The following is a 23,910-nucleotide window of genomic DNA, read 5'->3' on the forward strand; positions in this document are numbered from 1 at the left end:
CTGGAGGGGGGATGCTGTAGCGACATATCAGCTCGCTCCATTACCGAACCGTTACCGCAAACTGGGGAGTCCGAGTCATGGCGGTGCAAGTGATCGGCCGGTCGCTGATGACCAGCGATCAAACCGAGCATCAGGCTAAGTGTGTCGGCCACGGCGGGTGGGTGGTCTCCTTCCTACCCGGCCGTACCCTGACGATCGAGCAGGCGACCGCGGCTATGCAGGCCGCGGAGGCGGTCGCCGCCGTAGGGATGCTGGCCGATCTGGTCGGCCTCACCACGCTCGAGACCGTCGGACTGGCCATGCGGGAATCGCCGTGGAGTGAGCCTGTGCACGCGCCCTGCGGTAAGCGGCACTGGCGCCGCGGGTGGCTGGAGGCTTAGCTCGGCTAACTTTTGGTTGCCACAACGACGAGATTGCTCACGAGTAACTCACGCACCATCGGCACCCGGACCAACCACCACGCCCAGCGGGGGTGGTAACGCGGGAAGACGGTGTGCACCTCCGCCGGAGTGCCTGCCGCCCAGCGCAATCCGTCCGCGGCCCGCACCGCGAACAATGAGGTGCCGAACCTGTTCTTGGGTTCGCGCCCGTGCTTGCGCCGGTACCGGCGCGCGGCGTACTCGCCACCGAGGTAGTGCCAGGGTCCGGTCTCGTGCCCGCCGAACGGGCCGTGCCACACCGTGTAGGAGAGCACGATCAACCCGCCCGGCCTGGTCACCCGCACCATCTCGTCGGCCATCACCCACGGCTTCGAGACGTGCTCGGCGACGTTCGACGAGAAGCAGATGTCGACGGCGTCGTCACGGAACGGCAGCGCCATCCCGGATCCGCGGACCGCGCCCGCCACCGAGAGGCCCGCGGCGTGCATCTCCGTCGGGTCGGGCTCCACCGGGATGTAGCTCGCCCCCGTCCGGGCGAACTCGTCGGCGAAGTAGCCCGGCCCCCCACCCACGTCGAGGATCGTCGCACCGGCCAGTGACCGGCCGGTGAGGTCGGTGTAGAAGTCGGCGATCATCGCCGAGGTATCGGCGGCCAGACCCCCGTAGAACAGCGCCGGATCGGTCTGCTCGAACCGGAAACTACCGAGCAGCCGCAGCGACCGGCGCAGGGTCGCCCGGCGGGCGAACCGGGGCGAGTCGCTGCGCGTCGGCGTCGTTTCGGCTTTGAGCACGGCGCCGAGTCTCGCACAACCCCGATGCTCGGCATCTCGGGCGGGTGCTCGGGTTAGGGTGTAGCGCGACATCCGACGTCCCCACCACCTACCGACCGAGAGAAGCTCCACCGTGCGCGAAGTCCTCCTGCTCTGCTGGCGTGACACGGGACACCCGCAGGGCGGCGGCAGCGAGCGGTACCTCGAGCAGGTCGGCGCGCAGCTCGCGGCACGGGGGGTCAAGGTCACCCTGCGCACTGCCCGCTACCCGGGGGCGCCGCGGCGGGAACGCCTGGACGGCATCGATATCAGCCGCGCGGGCGGCCGCTACACGGTGTATCCGCGAGCGCTGGCCGCGCTGCTGCTCGGCAGGATCGGTCTCGGCCCCTTGCGCGGCCTGCGGCCGGACGCGGTGATCGACACCCAGAACGGCATCCCGTTCTTCGCCACCGCCGTCACCACGGCGCCGTCGGTGGTGCTCGTGCACCACGGCCACCGTGAACAGTGGCCGGTGGCGGGCCGGCTGGTCGGCCGCATCGGCTGGTGGATCGAATCGCGGCTGTCTCCGCGCGTGCACCGGCACAACCAATATCTGACCGTTTCGCTCCCGTCGGCGGAGGAATTGGCCACGCTCGGTGTGGACCGCACGCGAATCGCGGTGGTCCGCAACGGAGCTGAACCTGTTCCAGTCGACGCGCCCACCGGCGCCGCGGAAACCCGTACTCCCGCACCCACTGTCGTGGTGCTCTCTCGTCTGGTGCCGCACAAGCAGATCGAGGACGCGCTCGCGGCCGTGGCCCGGCTGCGCGACCGCGTTCCCGGCCTGCGCATGGACGTGATCGGCGACGGCTGGTGGGCGGACAACCTGCGGGACAACGCCCGTGAACTCGGCATCGCCGACGCCGTCACCTTCCACGGGCACGTGGACGAGCGTCGCAAGCACGAACTCCTCGCCCGCGCATGGGTGCATGTGCTGCCGTCCCGCAAAGAAGGGTGGGGGCTCGCGGTGATCGAAGCCGCCCAGCACGGCGTGCCGACGGTCGGCTACCGGAGTTCGCGCGGCCTCACCGATTCCATCGTCGACGGCGCCACCGGAATCCTGGTCGACGACGTCGCCCAGTTGGCCGATGCCGTCGGTGATCTGCTCGACGACCCCGGTGCGCGCACGGTGATGGGTGAGAAGGCCCGCGCCCGCGCTCGCGAATTCTCCTGGGAGCAGACCGGGAACGGCGTCTACGAAGTGCTGGCCGCGGCCGCCAGGGGCGAGCACACGAGCGGGTTGCTCGCTCCTCGCACGGTCGACTGAACGACGCTTCGCCCGAAGTCGACGACCGGTCTTCCGGGGACCCGTCTGCTTTGCGAGGAACGCGCCGCGTGTGAGGAATGATGTCTCGCAGGCATATTCGCCAACACTCCGCCGACGCGTCCGATCTGTCACGGGCGCTGCGCACCGAGCCCGCGTCCGTTCATTTTGTCCGTACCACCTGCGGGCGGTCGCGGGGCAGTGTGCCTCAGTTCCGCGTTCTGCTACGCAATCGCGCGCGTGCGCCGAGGGCGGCGACTGGGCCCGCGACGAGCATCGCGCCCCAGAGCAAGTGGGCCGCGGCGGCGACGGCCCGGTGTGCGGTCGTCGATCGACCGCGCTCGATGACACCGGGCACCCGATACAGCGCGAGGTCGGTGTCCTCGTAGACCCGCTCGACGCGGGCCAGGGTCGCGGCCGATTCACCGAGCGGTCCGGGGGTGGTTCGTTCCACGAGGACCCAGCCCACTCCGAGGCGGGCCAACTCCTCGGGGGAGCCGCCACGCAGCAGCAGGGTTTCCACTTCTCTGGCGCGGGTGCCTTCGCCGGATACCGTGCGCCCGCGTACGGGCAGCTCGCCGGTCTGCAAGACGTCGTTGGGCAGCATGCGCGGCGCCGGGTCCAGCACGGGTACGGCCCCGCTGTAGCGGAACTTGCGGAACATCCCGCCCGGCAGTACGGCGATGTCGCCGGGCCCGTCGACCCGGTCGGCGACCTGCTGCCAACCGGCGGGATAGCGCACCGGGCGGACAGCCCCACCGGCGCCCCAGGCGAGGTCGTACAACGGCAGCACCAGAAGCGCGACGAAGACCACCGCGACCGTAGACGTCACGGCAGGCGGCGCCGTCGCCGGCCGGTCCGCCGACTCCGCCCGGGACGACAGACGCCGGGCCGTGACCGCGCATCCCGCCGCCGCGCACAGGGCATAGGCGGGCATGGCCAGCGCCACGTACTTCTGGGTATCCCGCAGCAAGCCCGCACCCGGCATGTGGGCGACGAGCCACTCCAGTGCGCTCATGCCCCACGCCGTCGCACCGAGCGCGGGAAACAGGATCGCGACCGCCGCGAGCAGCAGCAATGCGCGGCGGACGTGGCGATTGTCGGGGTCGGCGCCACCGGTGGCCACGGCGCGCACACCCAGCGCGACGATCGCCAGCAGCGCCAGAGTGCCGATCGCGGCCAGCGGTGTGGTTCGCGAATCCGGTACCGCCTCGGCGTTCCAGATCCCGCCGAGTCCGGCCAGGCTGCCGAGCGTGCCGAGACCGGGTTCGCCCCGCGCGGCGAAGGCCGCGATGCCCGCGGGATCCGACGGCTCGGCGCCCGCACCCGACAGCGCGGTCGCGACGAGCCATGGCGCGGAGGCGGCGAGCCAGACGACGAGCGCCGCGAGGAGTTGGCGTCGATGGACCAGCGCGAAGGCGGTCACGCCCGCCAACAGCGCACCGGTCGGGGTGAGCCCGGCCGCGGCGAGTGATCCGGCCAGTGCCGCCCAGGCGGACACCACTCTGAGGTTCGCGTGCTGTGCCGCAGCGAAGACGGGCAGCCGGGCCTTCCCGGAGCGTTCGTCTTCCCGCCGTGCGGCCGGCGCGATCGAGCCGTCCGGGGACTGTGCCGGTGCGTTGGACAGAGTCCGCCTGCGCCGTTTCGCGGTGGCCGTGGATCGGAGGCGGTACCCGGCCAGCGCCGTCCACGGCAGCGCGGCGTATCCGGCCAGCAGGCTCCAATGCCCTTGCAGCAGGCGCTCGGCCACGTACGGGTTCCACAACGCGACCGTCGCGGCCACCAGCTGCGGGCCGAGCGACGCGCGCAGCAGTTCGCGCGCGAGCGCCGCCGCCCCGTACGCCGCGGCCCACAGCGCGACGACGAGAATCGCTTTGACCAGCAGCCCGCCGTCGACGAACGCCGACAGCACGGCCAGCAGCGCATCCTGCGGCACCGCACGGGGCGCGGCGTCGCCGAGACCGAGCGCCGAGTCGGTCGGATAGCTGCGCGGCGTGCTCACCGCGTCGCGCAGGAGCAGGTATCCCGGCGCCAGCAAGGGTGCGGTAACCAGCAGCGCCCCGGCCGCGCTGTATCCAGCAGCCACCGCTCGGTCTCGACCGCTCCCATTCACGCCTGAGCACTGTACGTCCCGCTGTCTTCCGCCGCCGAGTCAGCGGGGCTCCCGGGTCGGTGTCCGGGCTCGGTGGATTGATGCTGGTCGGCGCTGTCCAGCAGCGCCTCGGCGGAGTTCGCGCGCAGTTCTGGCTTCGGTAGGACGCGCGAGCGGATCGCGAGTCCGTCCGGCCAGGCGAGTCGTGCGGCGCCCCACCGCCGACCGCGCTGTCGTCGATTCTCGTACCGGTGACGCCGAACGTCTCCACCCCGCTTGTACGCCATGACAGTGCTGTCGCGACGCTGTCGGTTTGCAGGACGGCTCGGCGGCACTCGGTCCGGCGATTGTGCTTGTGCTCCGAGGCGGCGATCCCTCGGTACCCGGTTCGTGCCGTACTCCGCGAGTCGCGGGCCGCCGTTCTCGGCGACCGTCCGGCGCGCGCGGCGGATCCAGGGGTCCTCTGCGGCGCGGTCCATGACCGGTCGGCCCGGTCCGGCGTCCCGGACTGCCTGATCCATGGCGAGCGCCGTTCGCGCTGCGGCGGGGCGGGACCGGCAACGGCCTGCGCAGGTGGGACGATGGGCCACGTGTCTGCTGTCCGTCGGTTTCCTGTGGTGGCGGATCTGACGTGGGTGACGGCGGGTGCGATGACCGCGAACGTCGCCGGGTATCTGTTGCAGCTGCTGGCCGGTCGGTGGCTGGGAGTCACCGGCTACAGCGAGTTCGCGAGTCTGCTCGCCGTGCAGCTGCTGTGCGCGGTTCCGGCGCTGGCGTTGCAGAACGTGGTGGCGAGGGAACTCGTGCGCGGCGCGGGGACGGCTGCGCTGCGCGGGCTCCACTGGCGATGCGCGGTGATCGTGGCCTTGGCGGCCGCGGCGCTGGTGCCGCTGGTCGCCGTCACGCTGAATGTGGGGGTGGCCGCCACCGCGGCGGCGCTCGGTGCGGCGCCCGCGCTGGTGCTGTTGTCCGGTGAGCAGGGAATGTTGCAGGGCGGCAGGCGGTTTCGGGCGTTGGGAACGGTGCTCGGCGCCGCCGGTATCGCCCGGGTCGCGCCCGCGCTGGTGATCCTCGCGCTCGGCGGCGGCGCGACACTCGCCCTGTGGGGCGCGGCCTGCGGGGTGGCGGTGGCGGCGCTGCTGGCCAGGATCGTCGCGGGTGCGCCGTCCGCGCGCGTCCGCGCCCTGGAGCCGGGTGAGGTCGCCGCGGCTCCCGGCGTGCTGCCGGTGCTGCGGGCCGCCCAAGTGCAGGCGGCGATGATGGCGCTGTCGTCGGCGGATCTCATCGTGGTGCGGATCGTGCTCGACGACGTGGACGCCAGCCGCTACGCGCTCGGCACCATCGCCACCAAGATCGCATTCTGGCTGCCGCAGGCGGTCGGTGTCGTGCTCTACCCGCGGATGGCCCAGCCGACGCACTCGGCGAGCGCGATCCGGGCGGCATTGGCGGTGCTCAGCGGGATCGGCCTCGTCGCGGTGCTCGGCGCCGCGCTCGCCGCGCCGCTCGCTCCGTTGCTGGCCGGCGAGGACTACGCCCCGATCCAGGGCTTGCTGTGGGTGTTCGCGTTGCACGGCGCGCTGCTGGCCGTGCTGCAAGGCGCGGTGCTCTCGGCCATCGCCGTGGACCGCACTTCGCTCGCGATGGTCGCCTGGCTGGGGCTGGCCGTCGAAGTCACCCTGATGCTGTCGCTGGCCCGGTCGGTTCCGGCGCTGATCATCACGGCCGTGTCGGTGGCCGCGACCACCACCTTCGTGGTCGCCGTCATCGTTTTGCGCGCGGCAGACCACACGACGCGCCCCGAACCGCTTCGCCCCGTCGGCTGACTGTTGTTCGCTCCAGGCCCGAGTGAACTCGGCGTGCATCCCACCGAAGGCACGCCGTGCCACGAGATCTCGCTGATGTGCGACGACCTGGACCGGACGACGGCCGAGCTGGCCGCCCGTGGAGCACGGTTCGAGGGGGAGGTCACCGAGCGGGGTTTCGGCCGGTGCGTAACCCTGTGTGTTCCCGGCGCGGGCACGATGCTGCTGTATCAGCCACGGCACCCGGTCGCCTATCCGCTCGGCCGCACCGAACCCTGAGAACCCCGCGAACGAATTCGGCTCCCCAGCCGGTAGGCGGGGGAGCCGAATTCGGGGGTGATCAGCCGGTCAGGGCTGTTTGTCGATCCGAATCTGCTCCGTCGGCGCGTCGTCGGCGCCGCGGTTGGCACGCGGTGCGGGGGCGGCCGGAGCCGCGCCGCTCGGACGCTGACCCGGGAAGCCGCCCGCCCGCGCTGGCGTCGGAGCGGAGCCGCCGCGGATGCCGAGCACCACACCGGCGATCAGCGCGATCACACCGAGGACGCCCAGGATGATCGGCATCACCCGGCCGTACAGCGACAGCTTGTCGATGTTCTCCTTGGCCACCGACAGCTGCGACTCGATCGTGTTCTCGTCGAACACGATGTGCGACTTCAGTGCGGTGACCTCCGGCTTGTCCGCGGTGCGCGAGTAATAGAGGTGCAGCGCCTCGCCGCCCTTGACGACCGTGCCGGTCTTCGGCTCCACCCACAGGTCACGGGTGTTGGTGTAGTACCGGGTCATGGTCACCGGGGCGTCGCCGCCCTCCACGCCCCACTTGGCGGCGGGCAGGCTCAGCCGGTTGGTCGGCGCCTGCACGACGTCCCACAGGCTGGTGGCCGGCACCGACATCTGGAAGTGGTAGACCTTGGTGCCGTTGATCTCGGTCTCTTCGAGGAAGTTGGCGTCGAAGGTCTTGCGGACGTTGAGATCGAAGTACGGGTAGGTCTTCTTCTCGGTGCCGATCGGGAACCGGTACTGCAGACCGGTGTGCTGCACCGGCTCGGCGAGGCTCTGGCCCTCGAGGTTGGCGGTCACCGCGATCGAGCCGTTGGGCTCGGTGCCGACCGGCTCACCGGACACCCGGTCGATGGTCACCCGATCGACGGTCGCGGTGAGCAGGCCGGTGTCGCCCTGCTTGTCGATGCGCCGCAGTGTCTGGCCCGCCTGCACGGTCATCTGCTCGGCGTCGGCCGGGTCCTCGACGGTGAGGAAGCGCTGCGAGACCAGCGGGACATTGGTGTCGACCTTCGCCGCGCCTTCCGGAGCGGTCAGTGACTTGGAGTCGAGCACCAGGCTGTCCTCACCCGGCTGGTTCGTGGCGATCGTGGTGATCTCCAGATCGAGGGGAGTTTTGGCCAGCTTGTCGACGGTGTAGGTCGGGATCATGATTGCGGCGACGATCAGCAACGCGCCGAGACCCACGAGCAGGCAGGCCACCGTCCTTCTGGTACCGGCACTCAGTGCCATGCAAACTCTCCTCGTCGTAGAACACAGGTCGCTCCGGCGAGCACTGCGGGCAGGCCGCGGCACTCGTGAGCCCCGACACTAACAGTCCGATGTCGTACCATGCGGCGTCGAGGCCGAAACGGCCGAGAAATCGCCCGAGTCTAGCGCGAAATCTGAAACGCCGGGTTATCAACTGTGGATTCGCCGAGGCAGACTGGAGTCCGATGACAGCGACCCTGCCCACCGCCGCGCCCGCGACCGAACGGGTGCGCCCGCGCGCCTTCGTGCCGGCCTTGGAAGGCATGCGCGGAATGGCCGCGCTCGGCGTGCTGCTGACCCACGTCGCCTTCCAGACCGGCGCCGCGGGCACACCGGTCGTCGGCCGGGTGTGGGGTCGGTTCGACATGGCGGTGGCGGTGTTCTTCGCCCTGTCCGGGTTCCTGCTCTGGCGTCCGCACGCCGCGGCCGCGCGCGGGCTGGACACCGCCCCGCCGGTCGGCTACTACCTGAGACATCGCGCCGCTCGCATCCTGCCCGCCTACTGGGTCGTGGTGTGCGCGGTTCTGGTGCTGCTGCCCAGCGCCGCCGGGACGGCGGGTCTGCGGGTGTGGGTGTCGAACCTCGCGCTGTTGCAGGTATTCGTGCCGCTGACACTCACCGACGGCCTCACCCAGATGTGGAGCCTGTCGGTGGAGGTCGCCTTCTATCTCGTGCTGCCCGTGCTGGCGTTCGCGCTGGTGCGTCTGCGCGGCCCCGCGGCGCGGCGGCGGGTGCCGGTGCTGCTCGCGCTCGCTCTGCTCAGCCTGAGCTGGAACTTCATTCCGGTGCCGACGCCCGACGCGATCCACGCGGACAACTGGCTGCCCGGGTATCTGCCCTGGTTCGCCGCCGGCATGATCCTCGCCGAGCTCGCCGAACATAGCGTCCGGCTATCACGGTGGTGGAAAGTCGGGGCGAATCAGCCACTGATGTGGACCGTCGCGGTGTGCGCCTTTCTGCTCGCGGCGACCGATCTGGCCGGTCCCGCCGGGCTGAACCGGGCCGAACCCTGGCAGTACGTGGTGAAGATGGGGCTCGGCGCGATCATCGGGTTCGCGCTGCTCGCGCCGCTGGTGCTGCGCGACCCGGCGGCGCGCGCGCACCGCTGGCTGGAGTCACCGGTGGCCGCGACGCTCGGCCGCTGGTCCTACGGCATCTTCATCTGGCACCTCGCGGTGCTGTCGATCGTGTTCCCGGTCTTCGGCATCCTGCCCTTCCAGGGGGACTTCGGGTACGTCCTGGCCCTCACGATCGCCGTCACCCTTCCGGTCGCCGCGGCCAGTTACGCGCTCATCGAGGAGCCGGTGCGGCGCTGGGCCCGCCGCCGGGACCGGGTGCGGCGCAACCCGGAACCCGAGCCCGCGCCCTGATCGGCCGCCCGCGCGAGGTCAGCCGTCGAGTTGCCGGTGCATGTCCAGCAGGTGGTGGCGCAGCTCGTGCAGGGTGTGCACGGCGAGCCAGCGCAGGGAACGATCCGCGGGTTCGGGGTAGGGGAAGCCCAGGGTCCGCTCCCAGTCGTCGTCGCCGAGTCGCTCCAGCACGTTCGCGAACAGGAGGGCGGCGTCGCGGATCTGGCGAGCGACGTCCGCGGGGTTCTGCTCGGCGTATCCGTCGTGCTCGACGCGCTCGTCCCGGCCCATCGCGGTAGCGGGCGGATTGTCCGAACGACGCGCGGCCAGCACGCGCTCGCGCTGGGCGAGCAGTACGTCCCGCACGTGGCACGCGTACTCCAGCGGTGACCACACATCCGGCTTGCCACGCCGGCGTAACTTGCCGCCGTCGGCGCCGAGCAGATCGGCGTATTCCACTGCGTGCTCCCGCGCCAGCGACGGCACATCGGCCGCCGAAGCCAAGTCGTAGACGAAACCGCATTCGGCACAGGTGTTCACGCGTGGTCACGTTAGCAACGAGTGCGCTTGCGGCGCACGGCGAATGCGCGCCTCGTCGAGCGGAATGCCTCGCGTGCGCGCCGACAGGGGCGGTCGGTTGTCGATCGGTGTGGACCGTCAGTCCCCGACCGTCGGGGGACGCGGCTCGTCCGACCCGCTCGCACCAGCCCGATCGGCATGCTTCGGCCGGGGCAGCGCCGCGATGCCCACCGCGATGATCGCGAGCAGCGCGGGAAGCTGCACCAGCGCGGAGCCACCCATATAACCGTCCGGCGAGCGCCACGGGCCCGTGGACAGCGCGGCGGCGGAGAGCATGGTGCCCGCGCCCGCCACGACGACGAGCGCACGCGGGGTGACGTACCGCGTGAAACGGGTTGCGGCCAAGGCGATCACCGTGGCGGCAGCGCCCACCGGACCCGCGATCACGGTAGCCGCACCGGTGAGCCCTACCGCGCCCATCCAGCGTCGGCCCCAGGTACCGCGAGCATCGGCGCTCGCATCCGGCTGCTCGGCGGGCACCTCCGATTCCGCTCTGCCCGCCTCGGCCCGGGTGGGGCCCCGCCGCGCGCGGCGGGGGAAGGCCAGGACCGCGAGCGGCAGGAGCAGCAGCAGGCCGCCGAAGATGCCGAGGCGGTACCACCGGTCGTCCGGGAAAGCGATCGTCACCGGGCCGGTGGCATCGGCGGGCAGCAGCCAGGCTTGCTGCCAGCCGTCCACCACCACCGGTTCGAGCACGTGTCCGTCCGCACTGGTCGCACGCCATCCGACGTTGGTGCTCAGCGGCAGCACGAGCAGTCGTGTGCCCGCGTCCACCGCGGGCGCCGCGGCGGTTTCCGTCCCGCTTCGGTGCAAGCGCAGCCGATCCACGAAGAACAGGTCGGTCGGCCCGACCGCCACGTCGGCCCGGCCCTGCGGCAGCGCGAACTCGCTCGGTGCCGCGGCCTCCGGCTCGCCCGCCTCGTCGGTGCACACCCGGGCGGGAACGGGTGCGCCGGAGCGTAATTCGCCGACGGTGGCGGTGACCGACGTGTGCAGCGTCCGACCGCCCGCATCGATCGTCGGCCCCAGCGCGCACGGCACGGTGATCTCGCGGTCCAGTGCGGCGGCCGGGGGGTAGTCCGGTCCAAGCACCGTCACCTCCGCCAGTCCGGGCGGCTGGGTCTGGACGAACCCGAGCGCCGTCCGGTCCAGCACCGGCCGCCAGGTTCGCATGCTGAGTTCGATGCGGTCGGTCACGGTGGGATGCAGGGAGATCCGGATGGGTGTGCCCGAGCCGTCGTCCTCGAGTTCACGCACCTGCGGACCGTCCCCGAGATTCACCGTCACCGAGGTGGGCGTCGCGGGCAAGCCGCCGAGCGAGGGGGTCAGTTCGAGGCCGGTCACCAGCGTGGGCTCGGGCAATTCGAGGGTGAGCGTCGGCCTGCCGCCGGTCGGCTCGCGCACCGAGGCCTCGGGCGCGGTCCAGCTCGTGCGCGGATCGCCGTCGGTCGCGGCGAACGCGGCCCCGCGCAAATCGCCGACGTCGGCCTTGCCCCGGGCCACCGGCCGGGCTCGGTCGGTGAGCAGCGCCTCCAGGGCCGGGCCCTGCCTGGTGCGGACGGTCAGTTCCGGGGCGACCGACATCGGTTCCGGGACGGTCAGCGTGCGCTGGAACGTGCCGGGTTCCTCCGGGGCCAAAGCGAGACCTTTGCTGCAACGCACCCGGTCGGGCGCATCGAAACACGCGCTGCGGCCGGGAAATTCCTGACCGAGATCCCAGCCGCGCAGTTGCGCGCCCGCTGGAGCGGACGGAACCACGGTCCGATGCTCGATGTCGACGCGGACCGGCGCGTTACGCACCGAGTAGTCGTCCAGCGCGAGTTCGCTGATGCCGAATTGCCCGCCACCCGAGCCGCCTTCGGTGCGGATGGCGGTGATCGTCAGCCACTCCGTGCGGCCGGCGGGAAGCGAAACCGAGACCGGCGCACCGGGTTCGGGCACCCGGACCGAGACGGTGCCGTTCGCGGTGCGCACCTCGATCCATTTGACCGGGTCGCCGATGGCGGCCGCACTGGTGGTCAGTTTCAGCTGCCCGGTCTGGATCGGATGGTCGAGATCGAGTCGAAGCCACTGTCCGAGCGCGCGTTCGATGCCGTTGCTGATCCACGCGGTGGCCGGATCGCCGTCGACGACGGCCGCGGTGGAGCTTCCCGGCGCGGCGCCGCCGAGCTGCGTGGCGTCCGCGGCCGAACTGGACGCGGTGATCGTGGCGCCGGACCATTCGCCGCGCACCAGTTCCGCGCCGGGCACCGGATAGTCGGGCACCAGGTTGTGCGTGCGGCGCGCGTCGTCGGGGGCGCGCAACGCCGAGTTGTGGTTGTCCACCCGGCCGAAATCGGCTTCGCGATCCATCGGCGTATCGGTGACCGTCACCGGGCCGATCGGCAACCCGGCGCCGGTCGCGTCGGCGGCGAGCAAGCCGGGCGACCGGGCGGCGGCAGGGTCGCGGCGCATCCGCTCGAACACCTCGGGTCCGCCCTGGACCACCGGAATATCCCCCAGCGGGACGGTATACGCGCCGGGGAACGCATCCGGCGCACCGGTACCGCCGCGCACCTCGGCGGGCGTGCCCAGCGCAGGCGCGTCGACCCGGTAGATCTCGACCGCCGGATACGGCGGGCGCAGGTCGCCGTCGGCCACCAAACCGTCGGCGAGCACCACCGATTCGATCGGGTTGCCGAACTCGGCCACCTTGCGCAGACCGGGTGACTCGTCGAGCGCCTGGTGGGCCAGCATCGGCCGGGTCGAGCGGGAGGTCTCCGGGTCGAGATCGTTGCGCAGGACGACGACGCCGATGCCCTGAGCGCTCAGCGTCGCGGCCAGGCCCGCCGAGGGCCTGCCGTCGGCGATGAGCCGCTGCACCGAATCCATCGCGCGGATGGTGCCGGGCGGGTTCAGCGGCACCGCGTCGCGGATCGCCCACGGCGTTCGGGCCAGCGCTTGCAGCGGTTCGTCGCGCGTGAGTCCCCAGATCTGGCTGCCGAAGGGGGCGCCCGGCACCACCAGGGCGCGCGTATCGGAGGCATTGTTCGCGAGCCAGTCCGCGGTCTGCTGCCAGTAGGCGGGGACCCGGTCGTAGGCGCCGCGCGGCGCGAGCTTGCCGGTCCAGGCCAGTGAGCTGGACAGGGCGAGCGCGGTGAGGATCAGCGCCGCCACCGCGACCGCGCGGTCCCGCTCCGGACGAGCGAACGCGCCGCGCCAAACCCGGAAAGGTACGGAGGCGGGCAGCGGAACCCGGCCGAGCAACTGCGCCAACCCGAGCACGAGCGGGATGCGGATCAGCGGCTCCAGCTTATGCACGTTGCGCAGCGGAGCGCCCCCGGAGTCGAGGAAGACGCGTACCGACTCGGCGAACGGGCCGCTCAGCTCACCGACGAATCCGGCGCAGATGCCGACCAGCCCGACACACAGGATCAGGACGAGCCTGCCCCGGTACGGCATGGATCGCAGGGCCAGGCCGGCCATGCCCGCCGCCGCGACCAGCCCGGTCGCGAGCACCGCCGCGGGCTGGGTCACCAATACCGCGCCCGCGATGCGTTCCGGGGAGACGAACGGGGTCCAGCTGTCGGTGCCGCGCAGCACCTCGCCCAGCGAGGCCCACTGCGTTGTCACGCCAGAGGACTCGATGTAGTCCAGGAACGGCGGACTCACCTTGCCAAGCAGCAGCAGCGGGACCGCCCACCAGAACGTGGCCAGCACCAGCAGCGGAATCCACGCCGCGGTGAAACGCCACCAACGGCGATCCGGCCGATGGGAGCCGCGTCGCGCCGGGGCGAGCGCAGGCGAGGCAGCCGCCCACCACAGCAGCGCGGGCAGGAAGGCGGCCACCGTCGCGACCGCGTTGACCGAGCCCATCAGGGCGAGCGCCAGCGCACTGCCCGCGGGCGACTCCGCTCCGCCCCGCCGCCGGGCGCGCCCGGCGACGCCGAGCGCGGCGGGTGCGAGCAGCACCCACGGCGCCAGCATCATCGGCAGCGTCTCCGAGGAGATCGACCCGACGGTGGTCAGGACCCGAGGCGACAGCGCGAACGCGAGCGCGGCGACGACCCGCGACCCGCGCGTCCCGATGCCGAGCGCCTCGCACAGGCGCACGATCCCCCAGAAGCCGGCGAGCAGCAGCAGCGCCCACCAGACCCGCTGCGTCACCCAGGCGGGTACGCCCAGCAGATGGCCGAGTGAGAAGAACGCGCCGTGTGGGAAGAAGTATCCGTAGGCCTGGTTCTGCACCTGGCCCATCGGCGCCTGGCTACTCCACAGATGTGCGGCGCGCGCGAGGAAGCCGAGCGGATTCTGCGCCAGGTCGTATTTCGTGTCGGCGACCGTGAGTCCCGGCGCCTGCACGAAGGTCAGCAGGAACGCCGCGAGGACGGTCGCGGCGAACCAACGTCTGCCCAGCGGCGCGGTGCTGTGCTGCCCCGGCGCCGCGGAAGATCCGAACGAATTCGCGGTTGAAGCGGAGGTCAGCGGGTCAGCGGCTGCCGTACTCAACGTTGTTCAGCAGCGAGGAGTCCTTGTCGCCGCTGCGGTCGATGTCCGGGCGCGAGTTCTGCTGCACCGCGAGGGTGATGAGGAAGACACTGAGCACGCCCAGCACGGCGCCCGCGACAGCACTCGCAACACCCGGGACAGCAAACTTCATCGCGGCACTCCAATACGTCGATGCAGGCACGTTCCCGGCCAACCTAGCAGGACGTCCGGTATTTGTATGCGTTCAGGCCGGGGAATCTCCGGTGAGCACGCGTCGGCCGGCCCGGTAGACCGCGCGCCGAGCCACCCGGAAGCGGGTGCGTCAGCGGGTGGGAAGAGCGCAGTGCAGTGCGCCGAGCAGGGTGCGCAGCTTCGCGGTGGTCTCGTCGAGTTCCGCCTGCGGGTCGGAGGCCGCCACGATGCCGCCGCCCGCGTACGCCCGCACCGTACGACCGTCGGCCGAGAGCTCCGCGCAGCGAATGGCGACCACCCAGGCGCCGTCACCGTCCGCGGCACACCAGCCGACGGCGCCTCCGTAGAAACCGCGGTCGTCCTCGATGTGTGTGATGGTGTCCAGTGCCAGATCGGTGGGAGTGCCGCAGACCGCGGGCGTGGGGTGCAGCAGCAACGCCAGGTCCAGCGCGCTGATCGTGGTGTCGCGCAGGCGCCCGGTGATCGGCGTCGCCAGATGCCACACCTCGGGGGTGCTGACCAGCTCCGGGCTCTCCGGAATCGACAGGTCGGCGCAGACCGGTCCGAGCCGCTCCCGGATCCAGTCGATCACGAACGCGTGCTCGTCGCGATTCTTGGTGCTGGCCAGCAGTTCTCGGGCCTGCGCGGCATCGGCGCCTTGATCGAGCAGCCGTGGCGCGGTGCCGGCCAGCGGGCGCAAGGTCACCAGGTCGCCTTGCCGGGCGATCAGCACTTCGGGCGTCGCGCCCACCAGCGTCGCGCCGGGGCGTCCGGCGGGAGTGAGATCGACCGCGAAGACGTTCGCGTGCGGGTGCCTGGTCAGCAGGTGCCCCGCGACGACCTCCGGGTCGAGGGCGGACTGTGCCTCGGCCAGCACCGAACGCGCCGCGACCACTTTGCGCAACGGTTGCGCGGGGTCGTTGAGCTGCTCGACCAATTTGGTCACCCGCGCCACATGCTCCGCCCGGCTCGGTATCTCGGTCACCACGCGTACCGCGGGCAGGTCGGGCAGTGCGGCGGGCCGCCATGGTCCCGCGGTGTGCGCGGCGCGCTCCGGCACGCTCAGCGCCGCGGGCTCGCGTGGATCGAAGGGCAGCGCACCGACCACCAGCCGCGCGCGGCCGTCCCGCAGCGCGGCCCGCGCTCGTTGCGCGTCGTCGAAGAAGACCCGGCTCCCATGACCCCGAACAACCCCGTCGGCCCGAGCAAGCAGGAACCCATCCATGACCCCAACCTAGCCCCGTCGCCGCGCCCCATCGCGGTGGAGCGATCCAGATCTCACGCCGGGCGCGGGTCAGGAATTCTTGCCGGGCGGGACGAGCAGGACCGGGCGGTGGCAATGCCTGAGGACGGCGTCGGCGACGCTGCTGTGCAGCAGCGCGCGGATCCCGGTGGCGCCACGGGTGCCCGCGACGATGATGTCGACGTCCAGTTCGTCGGCGCAATCGATGATGGCGTTCCAGATGGTGGTGGTGCATTCTGCGGTGCGCGCCTCGGCGTTCAGGCCCGCCATCTCGGCCAGCCGCACACCCTCGGCATTGGTGGCGCGCGCGTCGACGTAGGCGATGTCCTCGATTTCGTCGTCCGGCACCCATTCCGGTTGCATGACACCCGACAGCCCGGACAGGCGAGCGGCTTGACGCACCATGGGCTCCCAGGCGGTCAGCACGACGGCGCGGTTCGCGCTGAGGAATCGCCCGGCGTATTCGACGGCCCGCTTGGCGTTCTCGGAGCCGTCGTAGGCGATGAGCATCAGATCGCAGGGCACGATGACCTCCTGAGGGAGACACACGGCGACACCTCGAGATTACCCCGTGCGGGTCCGCTCGAACCGGCTTGTCAAGCGGTGTGACCTGCGTAAATGTCAGCCCGAGGTGCCGTCGCGCGGACGACCGGGTCGGGTCGGTGCGGCGGGGCGAGCCGCTGCGTCCGACCCGATCGCGCCGCTGGGGATTACCGGCTGTCGGTCTGCGGATGTGTCCGACTCGACTGTGCGGCTGGAAACCATCGGCCGGGCGAGCCTGGGCCGCCGCGTCCGACTCAGTTGTGCGCTGGAGACCACCGGGCGGGCGCGCCGCGTCGGCGGGTACGACAAGCGACCGTGATCCACGCGAAGTGTCTCGGGCGACCGGCCCGCATGCGACGGCGGGCGCGGCGAACGCCGACCGCCGAAATCACGATGCGGGCAAGGCGGTGACCCATCGGTCCGGTATGGCCGAGTGCGAGACAACGATTCGGTACCGGTGCGTGAGTTACCCGTCCGGTAGGGACGTAGCGACTGCGGTCGCGCACGTCACCACGAGTACGGTTGACCTCTATGCGGAAGACGCCTCTGCTCGTCCTCACCGTTCTCGCCGCCGTCGCGACTGCCTGCTCGAACGGCGGCTCCACCGAGTCGGCGTCATCGAGCACCACCACGCCCGAAGCGACCACCGCGGCGATTCCCGTCACCAGCGCGGCGCCGCCGGACTGCAACGCCGGGTATCTCGCACAGTTCACCACCCGCGCGAAACTCGCGCAGTTGCTGACGGTCGGCGTCACCGGCGCCGACGACGCCACGACCGTGGTGCGCGACGAGCAGATCGGCGGCATCTTCGTAGGCGGATGGACCGACCAGGCGCTGCTCGCCTCCGGCCGGATCGCCCAGGTGAAGCAGGCCGCCAAGGTGCCCCTGATGGTGACCATCGACGAGGAAGGCGGCCGAGTCTCGCGGGTGCGCGACCTGATCGGCGCGGCTCCGTCGGCGCGGGAAACGGCGCAGACCATGACCCCCGAGCAGTTCTACGACGCGACGGTGACCAGAGGCCGTGCGCTGAAGGATCTCGGCGTGACGGTGGACTTCGCCCCCGACGTCGACGTCAGTTCCCAGCCGGACGACTCGGTCATCGGCGACCGCTCCTTCTCCGACGATCCGAACGTCGTCACCCGCTACGCGGACGCCTACATCCGCGCGATGCGCGAGGTCGGCGTCGGCACCGTGATGAAGCACTTCCCCGGTCACGGCTCCGGATCCGGCGACTCGCACACCGGCGCGGTGCGCACCCCGCCGCTGGACCAGATGCAGCAGGTGGACCTGATGCCGTTCCGCAACCTGATCGGCTCGGGCGCGGCCGTGATGGTCGGCCACCTGGACGTGCCCGGTCTGACCACACCGGATGTCCCGGCCAGTATCAGCCCGGAGGCGATGCGGTTGCTGCGCGACGGCAGCGGCTACGGCGCCGCGCCGTTCCAGGGCCCGATCTTCACCGACGACCTCGGCGGCATGGCGGCGATCACCAGCCGGATGTCGATCGAAGACGCCGTGGAAGCCGCGCTGGTCGCCGGTGCGGACAGCGCCCTGTGGATCACCACCGACGCGGTGCCGCAGGTGCTCGACCGGCTGGAGCAGGCGGTGTCGAGCGGACGGCTGCCGATGGCGCAGGTGGACGCGTCGGTGTTGCGTGTGGCCGCGTTCAAGGGTGCGCTGCCGCGCTGCTGAGGCGCGCCGCACGGCCGAGTCGGGCGACCGGTGAGCAAATCGGACCGCCGGAACTTACCTTGGAGTAATATATGAGATTCATCTGTGGTAGGAGTGTGGATGGCGGGCGGTACGAAGCGGCTTCCGCGGGCGGTACGCGAGCAGCAGATGCTCGACGCCGCCGTGGAGGTCTTCTCGCGTAAAGGCTTCCACGACACGTCGATGGACGCGATCGCCGCCGAGGCGAAGATCTCCAAACCGATGCTGTATCTGTACTACGGCTCCAAGGACGAACTGTTCCGCGCCTGCATCCAGCGGGAAGGGTTGCGCTTCATCGAATCCGTCGCGCCCGCGGGCAACCCGCTGCTCACCCCGCACGAGCAGGTGCGCACCGCGCTGGAGGGCTTCCTCGGCTTCGTCGACCGCAACCGGCGCTCCTGGCAGGTGCTCTACCGGCAGGCCATCGGCCAGCAGGCGTTCGCCTCGGAGATCGAGAACGCGCGCGAACGCGTCATCGAGCTGACCGCCAAACTGCTGGAATCCAGCGCCAAGCACGCCGAGCCCGGGACGAACTTCGACGTCGTCGCGGTCGCCGTGATCGGCGCGGGCGAGGCCATCGCCGACCGGTTGGCCAGCGGCCGGATCGAGGTCGCCGAGGCCGTCGACCTACTCGACGATCTGGCCTGGCGCGGTCTGGCCGGCCGGAAGAAAACCGAGTAGCCCGCCTTTTGCCCGTTTCGGTTGCTTCGGCGCCGCCCTCCTGCCACAGTGCGTGAGTTCGCAAAACAGCGGGCCGGCTCACGCGATCGAGCCGGGGAGAAACGGGGCGGAAGTGTTCGGGTTGCTCAGGCCGTGTGCGCACGGCGCTCAGAAGTATGGAATCGATGCGGCCGAGTGGCAGGCGCATCTGTGCGGTTTGTGTCTCGGGTTGCGGGACGGGCACGGTCAGCTCGCTCGCGCCACCACCAACAAAGACGCGCTGGTGCTGAGCATGCTTACCGAGGCGCAGTCCGGTTCCGCGGCACGCACCACCGCGGCGCCGTGTCCGCTGCGCGGGATGCGCCGGGCGTCGGTGGTCACCGCCGACTCACCCGGCGTCCAGCTCGCCACCACCGCGTCACTGCTGCTGGCATCGGCCAAGATTCGCGATCACGTGGACGACGGTGACGTCTCCGCAATCGCCCGCGGGCCGCTGGCGAAAGCCGCGACGCGATGGAACCGGGAGGCGCGCGCGGGTGCGGCGCGGATCGGCCTGGACGTCGAGCCGCTCGTCGCCGCGCTCGCCGCGCAGGTGCGCTTGGAGCGGGAAGCGAAAGAGTTGGTCGCCGTAGGTGGTTCGGGCGCGGGATCGATGCCGGAATCGCTTGCCGCTTCGCCACACTGGCGCTCGGCGATGGCGCCGTCGGCCGATCCGCTGGATCGCTTGACCGCGCCGACCCAGCTGTGCGCGTCGGCGTTCTTCGCGCATACCGCCGTGCTGGCCGATCGCTCGGACAATATCGATGCGTTGCGCGAGGCGGGCTGGCAGTTCGGGCGGATCGCGCATCTGGCCGACGCCGTCGCCGACTACGACGACGACGCCGCCCATGACCGCTTCAACCCCCTCGCGGCCACCGGCACCACCGTGCCCGAGGCTTACGAACTGCTCCGGCAATCGAATTCGAGCCTGCGCGCCGCCGTGGCGGCGGCCGAGCTCAGCCGGGTGCCCACCGTCCGCTGGATGCTGCTCGACCCGCTGACCGCGGTGCTGCGCCGGCTCGGCGGGGGGCTCGGCGCACTCGCCGCCCACACGTGCGCGGTGTCGCCCGACGCCGAGGTCCGCGCGCACGCCCGCGGAAGAAGCGGCCACCGTCCGCCGACTCGTCGCCCGGGTATCGGCGAATCCCTCACGCTCGTCCTGGGCGGCTACTGCACCGGCTACGCGTGCTGCGCCGACCACACGCAACCGTGCACCGGTGAACGCAAGGACGCGTGGATCAAGAACTGCGATTGCAGCGATTGCGGCGAGTGTGACTGCGGCTGCTGCGATTGCGGGGATTGCAACTGCTGCGACTGCGGATGCGACTGCTGATCGGTGCCCGACGGACGCGCGGCGGCAGGCCGGCCGATGCCACTGGAAAGCGCGAAGCCGCATCCCGATTCGCGTGAAGCGGAATGCGGCTCCGGCTTGTTCAGCGCAGGGTCGCCGTCAGATGCGGGTAACCCTTCTTCGGATGGCGCAGCGCCAAGTCCCAACCGCCTTCGGCCTGATCGGCATACAGGTTGACGGTGGAGGGCAGCAGAATCGGCTTACCGAACTTGACCGAGTACGTGGTCTGCTCCGGAATGCGGCCCTCGACCGCGCCGAGCACGGTCGCCGCCGACCACATGCCATGAGCGATCGACCGGGGGAAGCCGAACGCCTTCGCGCCCAACGCCGAGGTGTGGATCGGGTTGTGGTCTCCGGACGCGGCCGCGTACCGGGTGATCGTCTTCTGATCCACCCGCAGCGTGCGCAGCGGAGGCGGCGGAACCTCGTCCGGCTTGGGCTCCTGCTTCGGACCGCCCGACAACGAGGTGCGCTGCTGGTGCAGGAACGTGGTGACCTGGTGCCACACCAGCTCGCGACCCACCTTCACATCGCTGATCGCGTCCACGAGCAGGCCTTTCGGGTGCTCGCGCAGGTTCTCGATGTGTGTGCGGATGTCCAGCGGCTCGCTCACCGAGATGTCCCGGGTCCGCTCGATGACGTTCTGCGCGTGCACCGCGCCCACCGCGACGAACGGGAAGTCCCGCGCCACCACCAGCTGCATGGCCAGCGGGAAGGTGAGGATGAACGGATAGGTCAGCGGCAGCGCGTCGCCGAACCGCAAACCGGTCGCGCGGCAGTAGGCGGCCAGGTGATCGGGGTCCACCCGCAGTCCGTCGAGCTGAACCGCCCGGTCCGGCAGCGCCGGCTTGCGCGCCGACAGCAGCGGCACCGCGCCGAGCGCCGCCTTGACGAACAGGCGGCTGTTCTTCGGCGGTTCGGTGAGGGTGATCACCTGGGTCTTCTCCTTGCCTGCCGGAGCCTGGGTCATCATGCTCCGATCAGGCTCTGCCCGCAGACCCGGACGATGTTGCCGGTCACCGCGTTCGACGCCGGGCTCGCGAAGTAGGCGATGGTCTCGGCGACGTCGACGGTCTGGCCGCCCTGCAGCAGCGAGCTCATCAGTCGTCCCGCTTCCCGGGTGGCCAACGGGATGGCGGCGGTCATCGCGGTCTCGATGAAACCGGGCGCGACGGCGTTGATGGTGATGTTCTTCTCCGCCAGCTTCGGCGCCTCGGCGTTCACCATGCCGATGACACCCGCCTTGGAGGCGCCGTAGTTGGTCTGGCCGCGGTTGCCCGCGATGCCCGCGATCGAGGACACGTCGATCACGCGCCCGCCCTCCTTCAGCGCGCCCCTGGCCACCAGGCCCTCGGTGATCCGGTGCGGCGCGGCGAGATTCACGTTGATGACCGAGTTCCAGCGGCCCTCGTCCATGTTCGCCAGCAGCTTGTCCCTGGTGATGCCCGCGTTGTGCACGATGATGTCGATGCCGCCGAACCGCTCGGTGGCGAATTCGGCCAGCTTCTCCGCCGCGTCGGGCGCGGTCACGTCGAGCGCGAGCGCGGTGCCGCCCACCTTGTTCGCGGTCTGCGACAGCGCCTCGCCCGCGGCCGGGATGTCGGCCACGATCACCTGGGCCCCATCGCGAGCGAACACCTCGGCGATGGTCGCGCCGATGCCGCGCGCCGCACCGGTCACCACGGCGACCTTGCCCGCCAGCGGACGGTCCCAATCGGCGGGTGCGCTCGCGTCGTCCTTGCCGACCCGGATGACCTGGCCGTCGACGAACGCGGACTTCGCCGAGAGCAGGAAGCGCAGGGTCGATTCCAGGCCGGTCGCCGCGGCGGACGCCTCGGGGTGCAGGTAGACCAGCTGAGCGGTCGAGCCGCGCAGCAATTCCTTGGCCACCGAGCGGGTGAAGCCCTCCAGCGCGCGCTGCGCGATCTGCTCGTCCACGCCGCCCGCCAGTTCGGGCGTGGTGCCGATGACCACGATGCGCCCGGACGCGGTGAGGCTGCGCAGGGCGGGCTGGAAGAACTCGAACAGCTGGGAGAGGTCCTCGATGGAGCCGATGCCGGTGGCGTCGAACACCAGGGCGCCGTACTTGGTGCCCTGGCTGAGCGCGTCGGCGAAGTCGTAGTCCGACAGCAGGGCGCGCACCGGCTCGGCGACCCGGCCCTTACCGCCGATCAGCACCGGGCCCGACAGCGGCGGCTCGCCCTTGACGTGGCGGCGCAGTGTCTCCGGCTTCGGAAGGCCGAGCTTGCTGGCCAGGAACGCGCCAGGTGCGGAGTGTACGAACGATCCATAGAGGTTGGGAGCACCCTTGCTCTTGCTGGCTGCCACTATTCCTACCTTTTCTGAGTTCTGTCTCTCGGGTCTGGGGTCGCCCCGGCATGGTCTGCTGGCGCACTTTTGCGGGGGTACGTATCGACATTAAACTTACTCCAGAGTAAGTTTAATGTAAACAACCGCGACGGGGCGCCGAGCAGTGCGGAATGTCCGCGCTCGACCGGGCCGCCGGGACATCCATCCACGAGACCTTGGAGACTCGAGTGACTAGCAAAGCCCGTTCGGCGAAGAGCACCGCCAAGACCGGTAAGACCACCCGTCCGGTCGCGATCGTGGGTGGCAACCGGATTCCGTTCGCTCGCTCCGACAAGGCGTACGCCCGCGCCTCCAACCAGGACATGTTCACCGCCGCGCTGGACGGGCTGGTCAGCCGTTTCGGCCTGCAGGGCGAGCGGCTCGGCATGGTCGTCGGCGGCGCCGTGCTGAAGCGCGTCGGCGAGCACGGCCTGATCCGGGAGAGCGTGCTCGGCAGCAAGCTGAGCCCGTACACCCCGGCGCACGACCTGCAACTGGCCTGCGGCACCGGACTGCAGGCGATCGTCACCGTCGGTGACGCGATCGCCGCTGGACGGATCGAAGCCGGTGTCGGCGGCGGCACCGACACCACCTCCGACGCTCCGATCGGGGTGAGCGAGGGCATGCGCGAATGGATGCTCGACGCCAACCGCGCCAAGACCGGCAAAGACCGCCTCAAGCTGGTCGGCCAGCTGCGCCCGAGCATGCTCGGCATCGAGATCCCGCGCAACGCCGAGCCGCGCACCGGCTTGTCCATGGGTGAGCACGCCGCCATCACCGCCAAGGAGTTCGGTGTCCCGCGCGAGGCGCAGGACGAGCTGGCCTACCTGTCGCACAAGAACATGGCGGCCGCCTACGACCGCGGTTTCTTCGACGATCTGATCACGCCGTTCCTCGGCCTCACCCGGGACGACAACCTGCGCCCGAACTCCTCGATCGAGAAGCTGGCGACGCTGAAGCCGGTCTTCGGGGTCAAGGCGGGCGACGCGACCATGACCGCGGGCAACTCCACCCCGCTGACCGACGGCGCCTCCGCGGTGCTGCTGTCCAGCGAGGAGTGGGCCGCCGAGCACAAGCTGCCCGTGCTGGCTCACCTGGTCGACAGCGAGGTCGCCGCGGTCGACTACATCCACGGCCCCGACGGCCTGCTGATGGCGCCGACCTACGCGGTGCCGCGCCTGCTCGCCCGCAATGGCCTGACCCTGCAGGACTTCGACTACTACGAGATCCACGAGGCGTTCGCCTCGGTGGTGCTGGCCACCCTGGCCGCGTGGGAGTCCGACGCCTACTGCAAGGAGCGCCTCGGCCTCGACGGCGCGCTCGGGTCGATCGATCGCAGCAAGCTCAACGTCAACGGCTCGTCGCTGGCCGCGGGCCACCCCTTCGCCGCGACGGGCGGCCGTATCGTCGCCTCCACCGCGAAAATGCTGGCCGAGCGGGGCTCCGGCCGCGCGCTGATCTCCATCTGCGCCGCGGGCGGCCAAGGCGTGGTCGCCATCCTGGAGCGCTGACCGCGGGCGTAGTCGCACACCACGAAGGTGGTCCGATCGGATT

The 23,910-nt window shown here is 70.8% G+C and carries 19 protein-coding genes; 9 read left to right on the forward strand and 10 right to left on the reverse strand.

Annotation, left to right across the window (positions count from 1 at the left end; translation table 11 throughout):
• Positions 1–77: 77 nt before the first annotated feature.
• Entirely contained in the window at positions 78–380 is a 303-nt protein-coding gene (locus tag ACGF7Y_RS11210) for a hypothetical protein (protein WP_040871049.1), read from the forward strand.
• Positions 381–385: 5 nt separating this feature from the next.
• Here ACGF7Y_RS11210 and ACGF7Y_RS11215 read toward each other — a convergent pair whose 3' ends face one another.
• Positions 386–1,171, reverse strand: a complete 786-nt coding sequence (locus tag ACGF7Y_RS11215) for a class I SAM-dependent methyltransferase (RefSeq protein WP_393232111.1) — start codon at positions 1,169–1,171, stop codon at positions 386–388.
• 112 nt (positions 1,172–1,283) lie between these two features.
• On the opposite strand from ACGF7Y_RS11215, the gene ACGF7Y_RS11220 reads away from it, so the two are divergent.
• A complete protein-coding gene (locus ACGF7Y_RS11220; protein ID WP_393232113.1) occupies positions 1,284–2,456 on the forward strand; it encodes a glycosyltransferase family 4 protein in 1,173 nt (390 codons plus the stop codon).
• Positions 2,457–2,661: 205 nt separating this feature from the next.
• Here the strand turns inward: ACGF7Y_RS11220 and ACGF7Y_RS11225 are convergent, their stop codons facing one another.
• On the reverse strand, positions 2,662–4,539 hold the full coding sequence (locus tag ACGF7Y_RS11225; protein WP_393232115.1) for a hypothetical protein: 1,878 nt from the start codon (positions 4,537–4,539) through the stop codon (positions 2,662–2,664).
• A 587-nt stretch (positions 4,540–5,126) separates the two neighbouring features.
• Between ACGF7Y_RS11225 and ACGF7Y_RS11230 the strand changes: the two genes are divergently transcribed.
• Both ACGF7Y_RS11230 and ACGF7Y_RS11235 read left to right on the forward strand, forming a co-directional pair.
• On the forward strand, positions 5,127–6,368 hold the full coding sequence (locus ACGF7Y_RS11230; RefSeq protein ID WP_393232118.1) for a polysaccharide biosynthesis protein: 1,242 nt from the start codon (positions 5,127–5,129) through the stop codon (positions 6,366–6,368).
• 33 nt (positions 6,369–6,401) lie between these two features.
• Positions 6,402–6,626 carry a VOC family protein gene (locus ACGF7Y_RS11235; RefSeq protein ID WP_393232121.1) on the forward strand — a complete coding sequence of 75 codons (225 nt, stop codon included), beginning with the start codon at positions 6,402–6,404 and terminating at the stop codon, positions 6,624–6,626.
• Positions 6,627–6,695: 69 nt separating this feature from the next.
• On the opposite strand, the gene ACGF7Y_RS11240 is transcribed toward ACGF7Y_RS11235, so the two are convergent.
• The gene (locus tag ACGF7Y_RS11240) at positions 6,696–7,856 is read right to left on the reverse strand and encodes a DUF3068 domain-containing protein (protein WP_040870842.1); all 1,161 of its coding nucleotides are present in this window, start codon (positions 7,854–7,856) and stop codon (positions 6,696–6,698) included.
• Positions 7,857–8,059: 203 nt separating this feature from the next.
• Here ACGF7Y_RS11240 and ACGF7Y_RS11245 point away from each other — a divergent pair, with 203 nt between their 5' ends.
• Positions 8,060–9,244, forward strand: coding sequence for an acyltransferase family protein (locus ACGF7Y_RS11245; protein WP_393232124.1), 1,185 nt, complete (start codon positions 8,060–8,062; stop codon positions 9,242–9,244).
• An 18-nt stretch (positions 9,245–9,262) separates the two neighbouring features.
• Here ACGF7Y_RS11245 and ACGF7Y_RS11250 read toward each other — a convergent pair whose 3' ends face one another.
• From ACGF7Y_RS11250 to ACGF7Y_RS11270, 5 genes are all read right to left on the reverse strand, one after another.
• Positions 9,263–9,763, reverse strand: a complete 501-nt coding sequence (locus ACGF7Y_RS11250; RefSeq protein ID WP_174371866.1) for a DinB family protein — start codon at positions 9,761–9,763, stop codon at positions 9,263–9,265.
• Between the two features lie 117 nt (positions 9,764–9,880).
• Positions 9,881–14,290, reverse strand: a complete 4,410-nt coding sequence (locus tag ACGF7Y_RS11255) for an alpha-(1->3)-arabinofuranosyltransferase family protein (RefSeq protein WP_393232126.1) — start codon at positions 14,288–14,290, stop codon at positions 9,881–9,883.
• Entirely contained in the window at positions 14,271–14,441 is a 171-nt protein-coding gene (locus ACGF7Y_RS11260) for a DUF2613 domain-containing protein (protein ID WP_357130952.1), read from the reverse strand. The genes ACGF7Y_RS11255 and ACGF7Y_RS11260 overlap by 20 nt, the downstream gene beginning before the upstream one ends.
• 150 nt (positions 14,442–14,591) lie before the next feature.
• Positions 14,592–15,686, reverse strand: coding sequence for an isochorismate synthase MenF (locus tag ACGF7Y_RS11265; RefSeq protein ID WP_393232130.1), 1,095 nt, complete (start codon positions 15,684–15,686; stop codon positions 14,592–14,594).
• Positions 15,687–15,755: 69 nt separating this feature from the next.
• Complete coding sequence (locus ACGF7Y_RS11270) at positions 15,756–16,229, reverse strand: universal stress protein (protein WP_393232133.1); 474 nt, start codon at positions 16,227–16,229, stop codon at positions 15,756–15,758.
• Between the two features lie 549 nt (positions 16,230–16,778).
• Here ACGF7Y_RS11270 and ACGF7Y_RS11275 point away from each other — a divergent pair.
• The 3 genes from ACGF7Y_RS11275 (at position 16,779) to ACGF7Y_RS11285 (ending at position 19,989) form a co-directional block, all read left to right on the forward strand.
• Positions 16,779–17,939: a glycoside hydrolase family 3 N-terminal domain-containing protein gene (locus ACGF7Y_RS11275; protein ID WP_393232135.1), complete on the forward strand. Its 1,161-nt coding sequence runs from the start codon at positions 16,779–16,781 to the stop codon at positions 17,937–17,939.
• 99 nt (positions 17,940–18,038) lie between these two features.
• Positions 18,039–18,638 carry a TetR/AcrR family transcriptional regulator gene (locus tag ACGF7Y_RS11280; RefSeq protein WP_040870930.1) on the forward strand — a complete coding sequence of 200 codons (600 nt, stop codon included), beginning with the start codon at positions 18,039–18,041 and terminating at the stop codon, positions 18,636–18,638.
• A 112-nt stretch (positions 18,639–18,750) separates the two neighbouring features.
• Positions 18,751–19,989 (forward strand): DUF5685 family protein, encoded by a 1,239-nt coding sequence (locus tag ACGF7Y_RS11285; protein WP_393232138.1) that lies wholly within the window; start codon positions 18,751–18,753, stop codon positions 19,987–19,989.
• Between the two features lie 100 nt (positions 19,990–20,089).
• Here the strand turns inward: ACGF7Y_RS11285 and ACGF7Y_RS11290 are convergent, their stop codons facing one another.
• Entirely contained in the window at positions 20,090–20,980 is an 891-nt protein-coding gene (locus ACGF7Y_RS11290; protein ID WP_393232141.1) for a MaoC family dehydratase, read from the reverse strand.
• Positions 20,977–22,335: a 3-oxoacyl-ACP reductase gene (locus ACGF7Y_RS11295; protein ID WP_393232143.1), complete on the reverse strand. Its 1,359-nt coding sequence runs from the start codon at positions 22,333–22,335 to the stop codon at positions 20,977–20,979. The genes ACGF7Y_RS11290 and ACGF7Y_RS11295 overlap by 4 nt, the downstream gene beginning before the upstream one ends.
• Before the next feature lie 209 nt (positions 22,336–22,544).
• On the opposite strand from ACGF7Y_RS11295, the gene ACGF7Y_RS11300 reads away from it, so the two are divergent.
• On the forward strand, positions 22,545–23,867 hold the full coding sequence (locus tag ACGF7Y_RS11300; RefSeq protein WP_393232145.1) for an acetyl-CoA C-acetyltransferase: 1,323 nt from the start codon (positions 22,545–22,547) through the stop codon (positions 23,865–23,867).
• The last annotated feature ends 43 nt before the right edge of the window (positions 23,868–23,910 follow it).

The sequence above is a fragment of the Nocardia sp. NPDC047654 genome (genome assembly GCF_043205035.1).
Taxonomy (GTDB): Bacteria; Actinomycetota; Actinomycetes; order Mycobacteriales; family Mycobacteriaceae; genus Nocardia.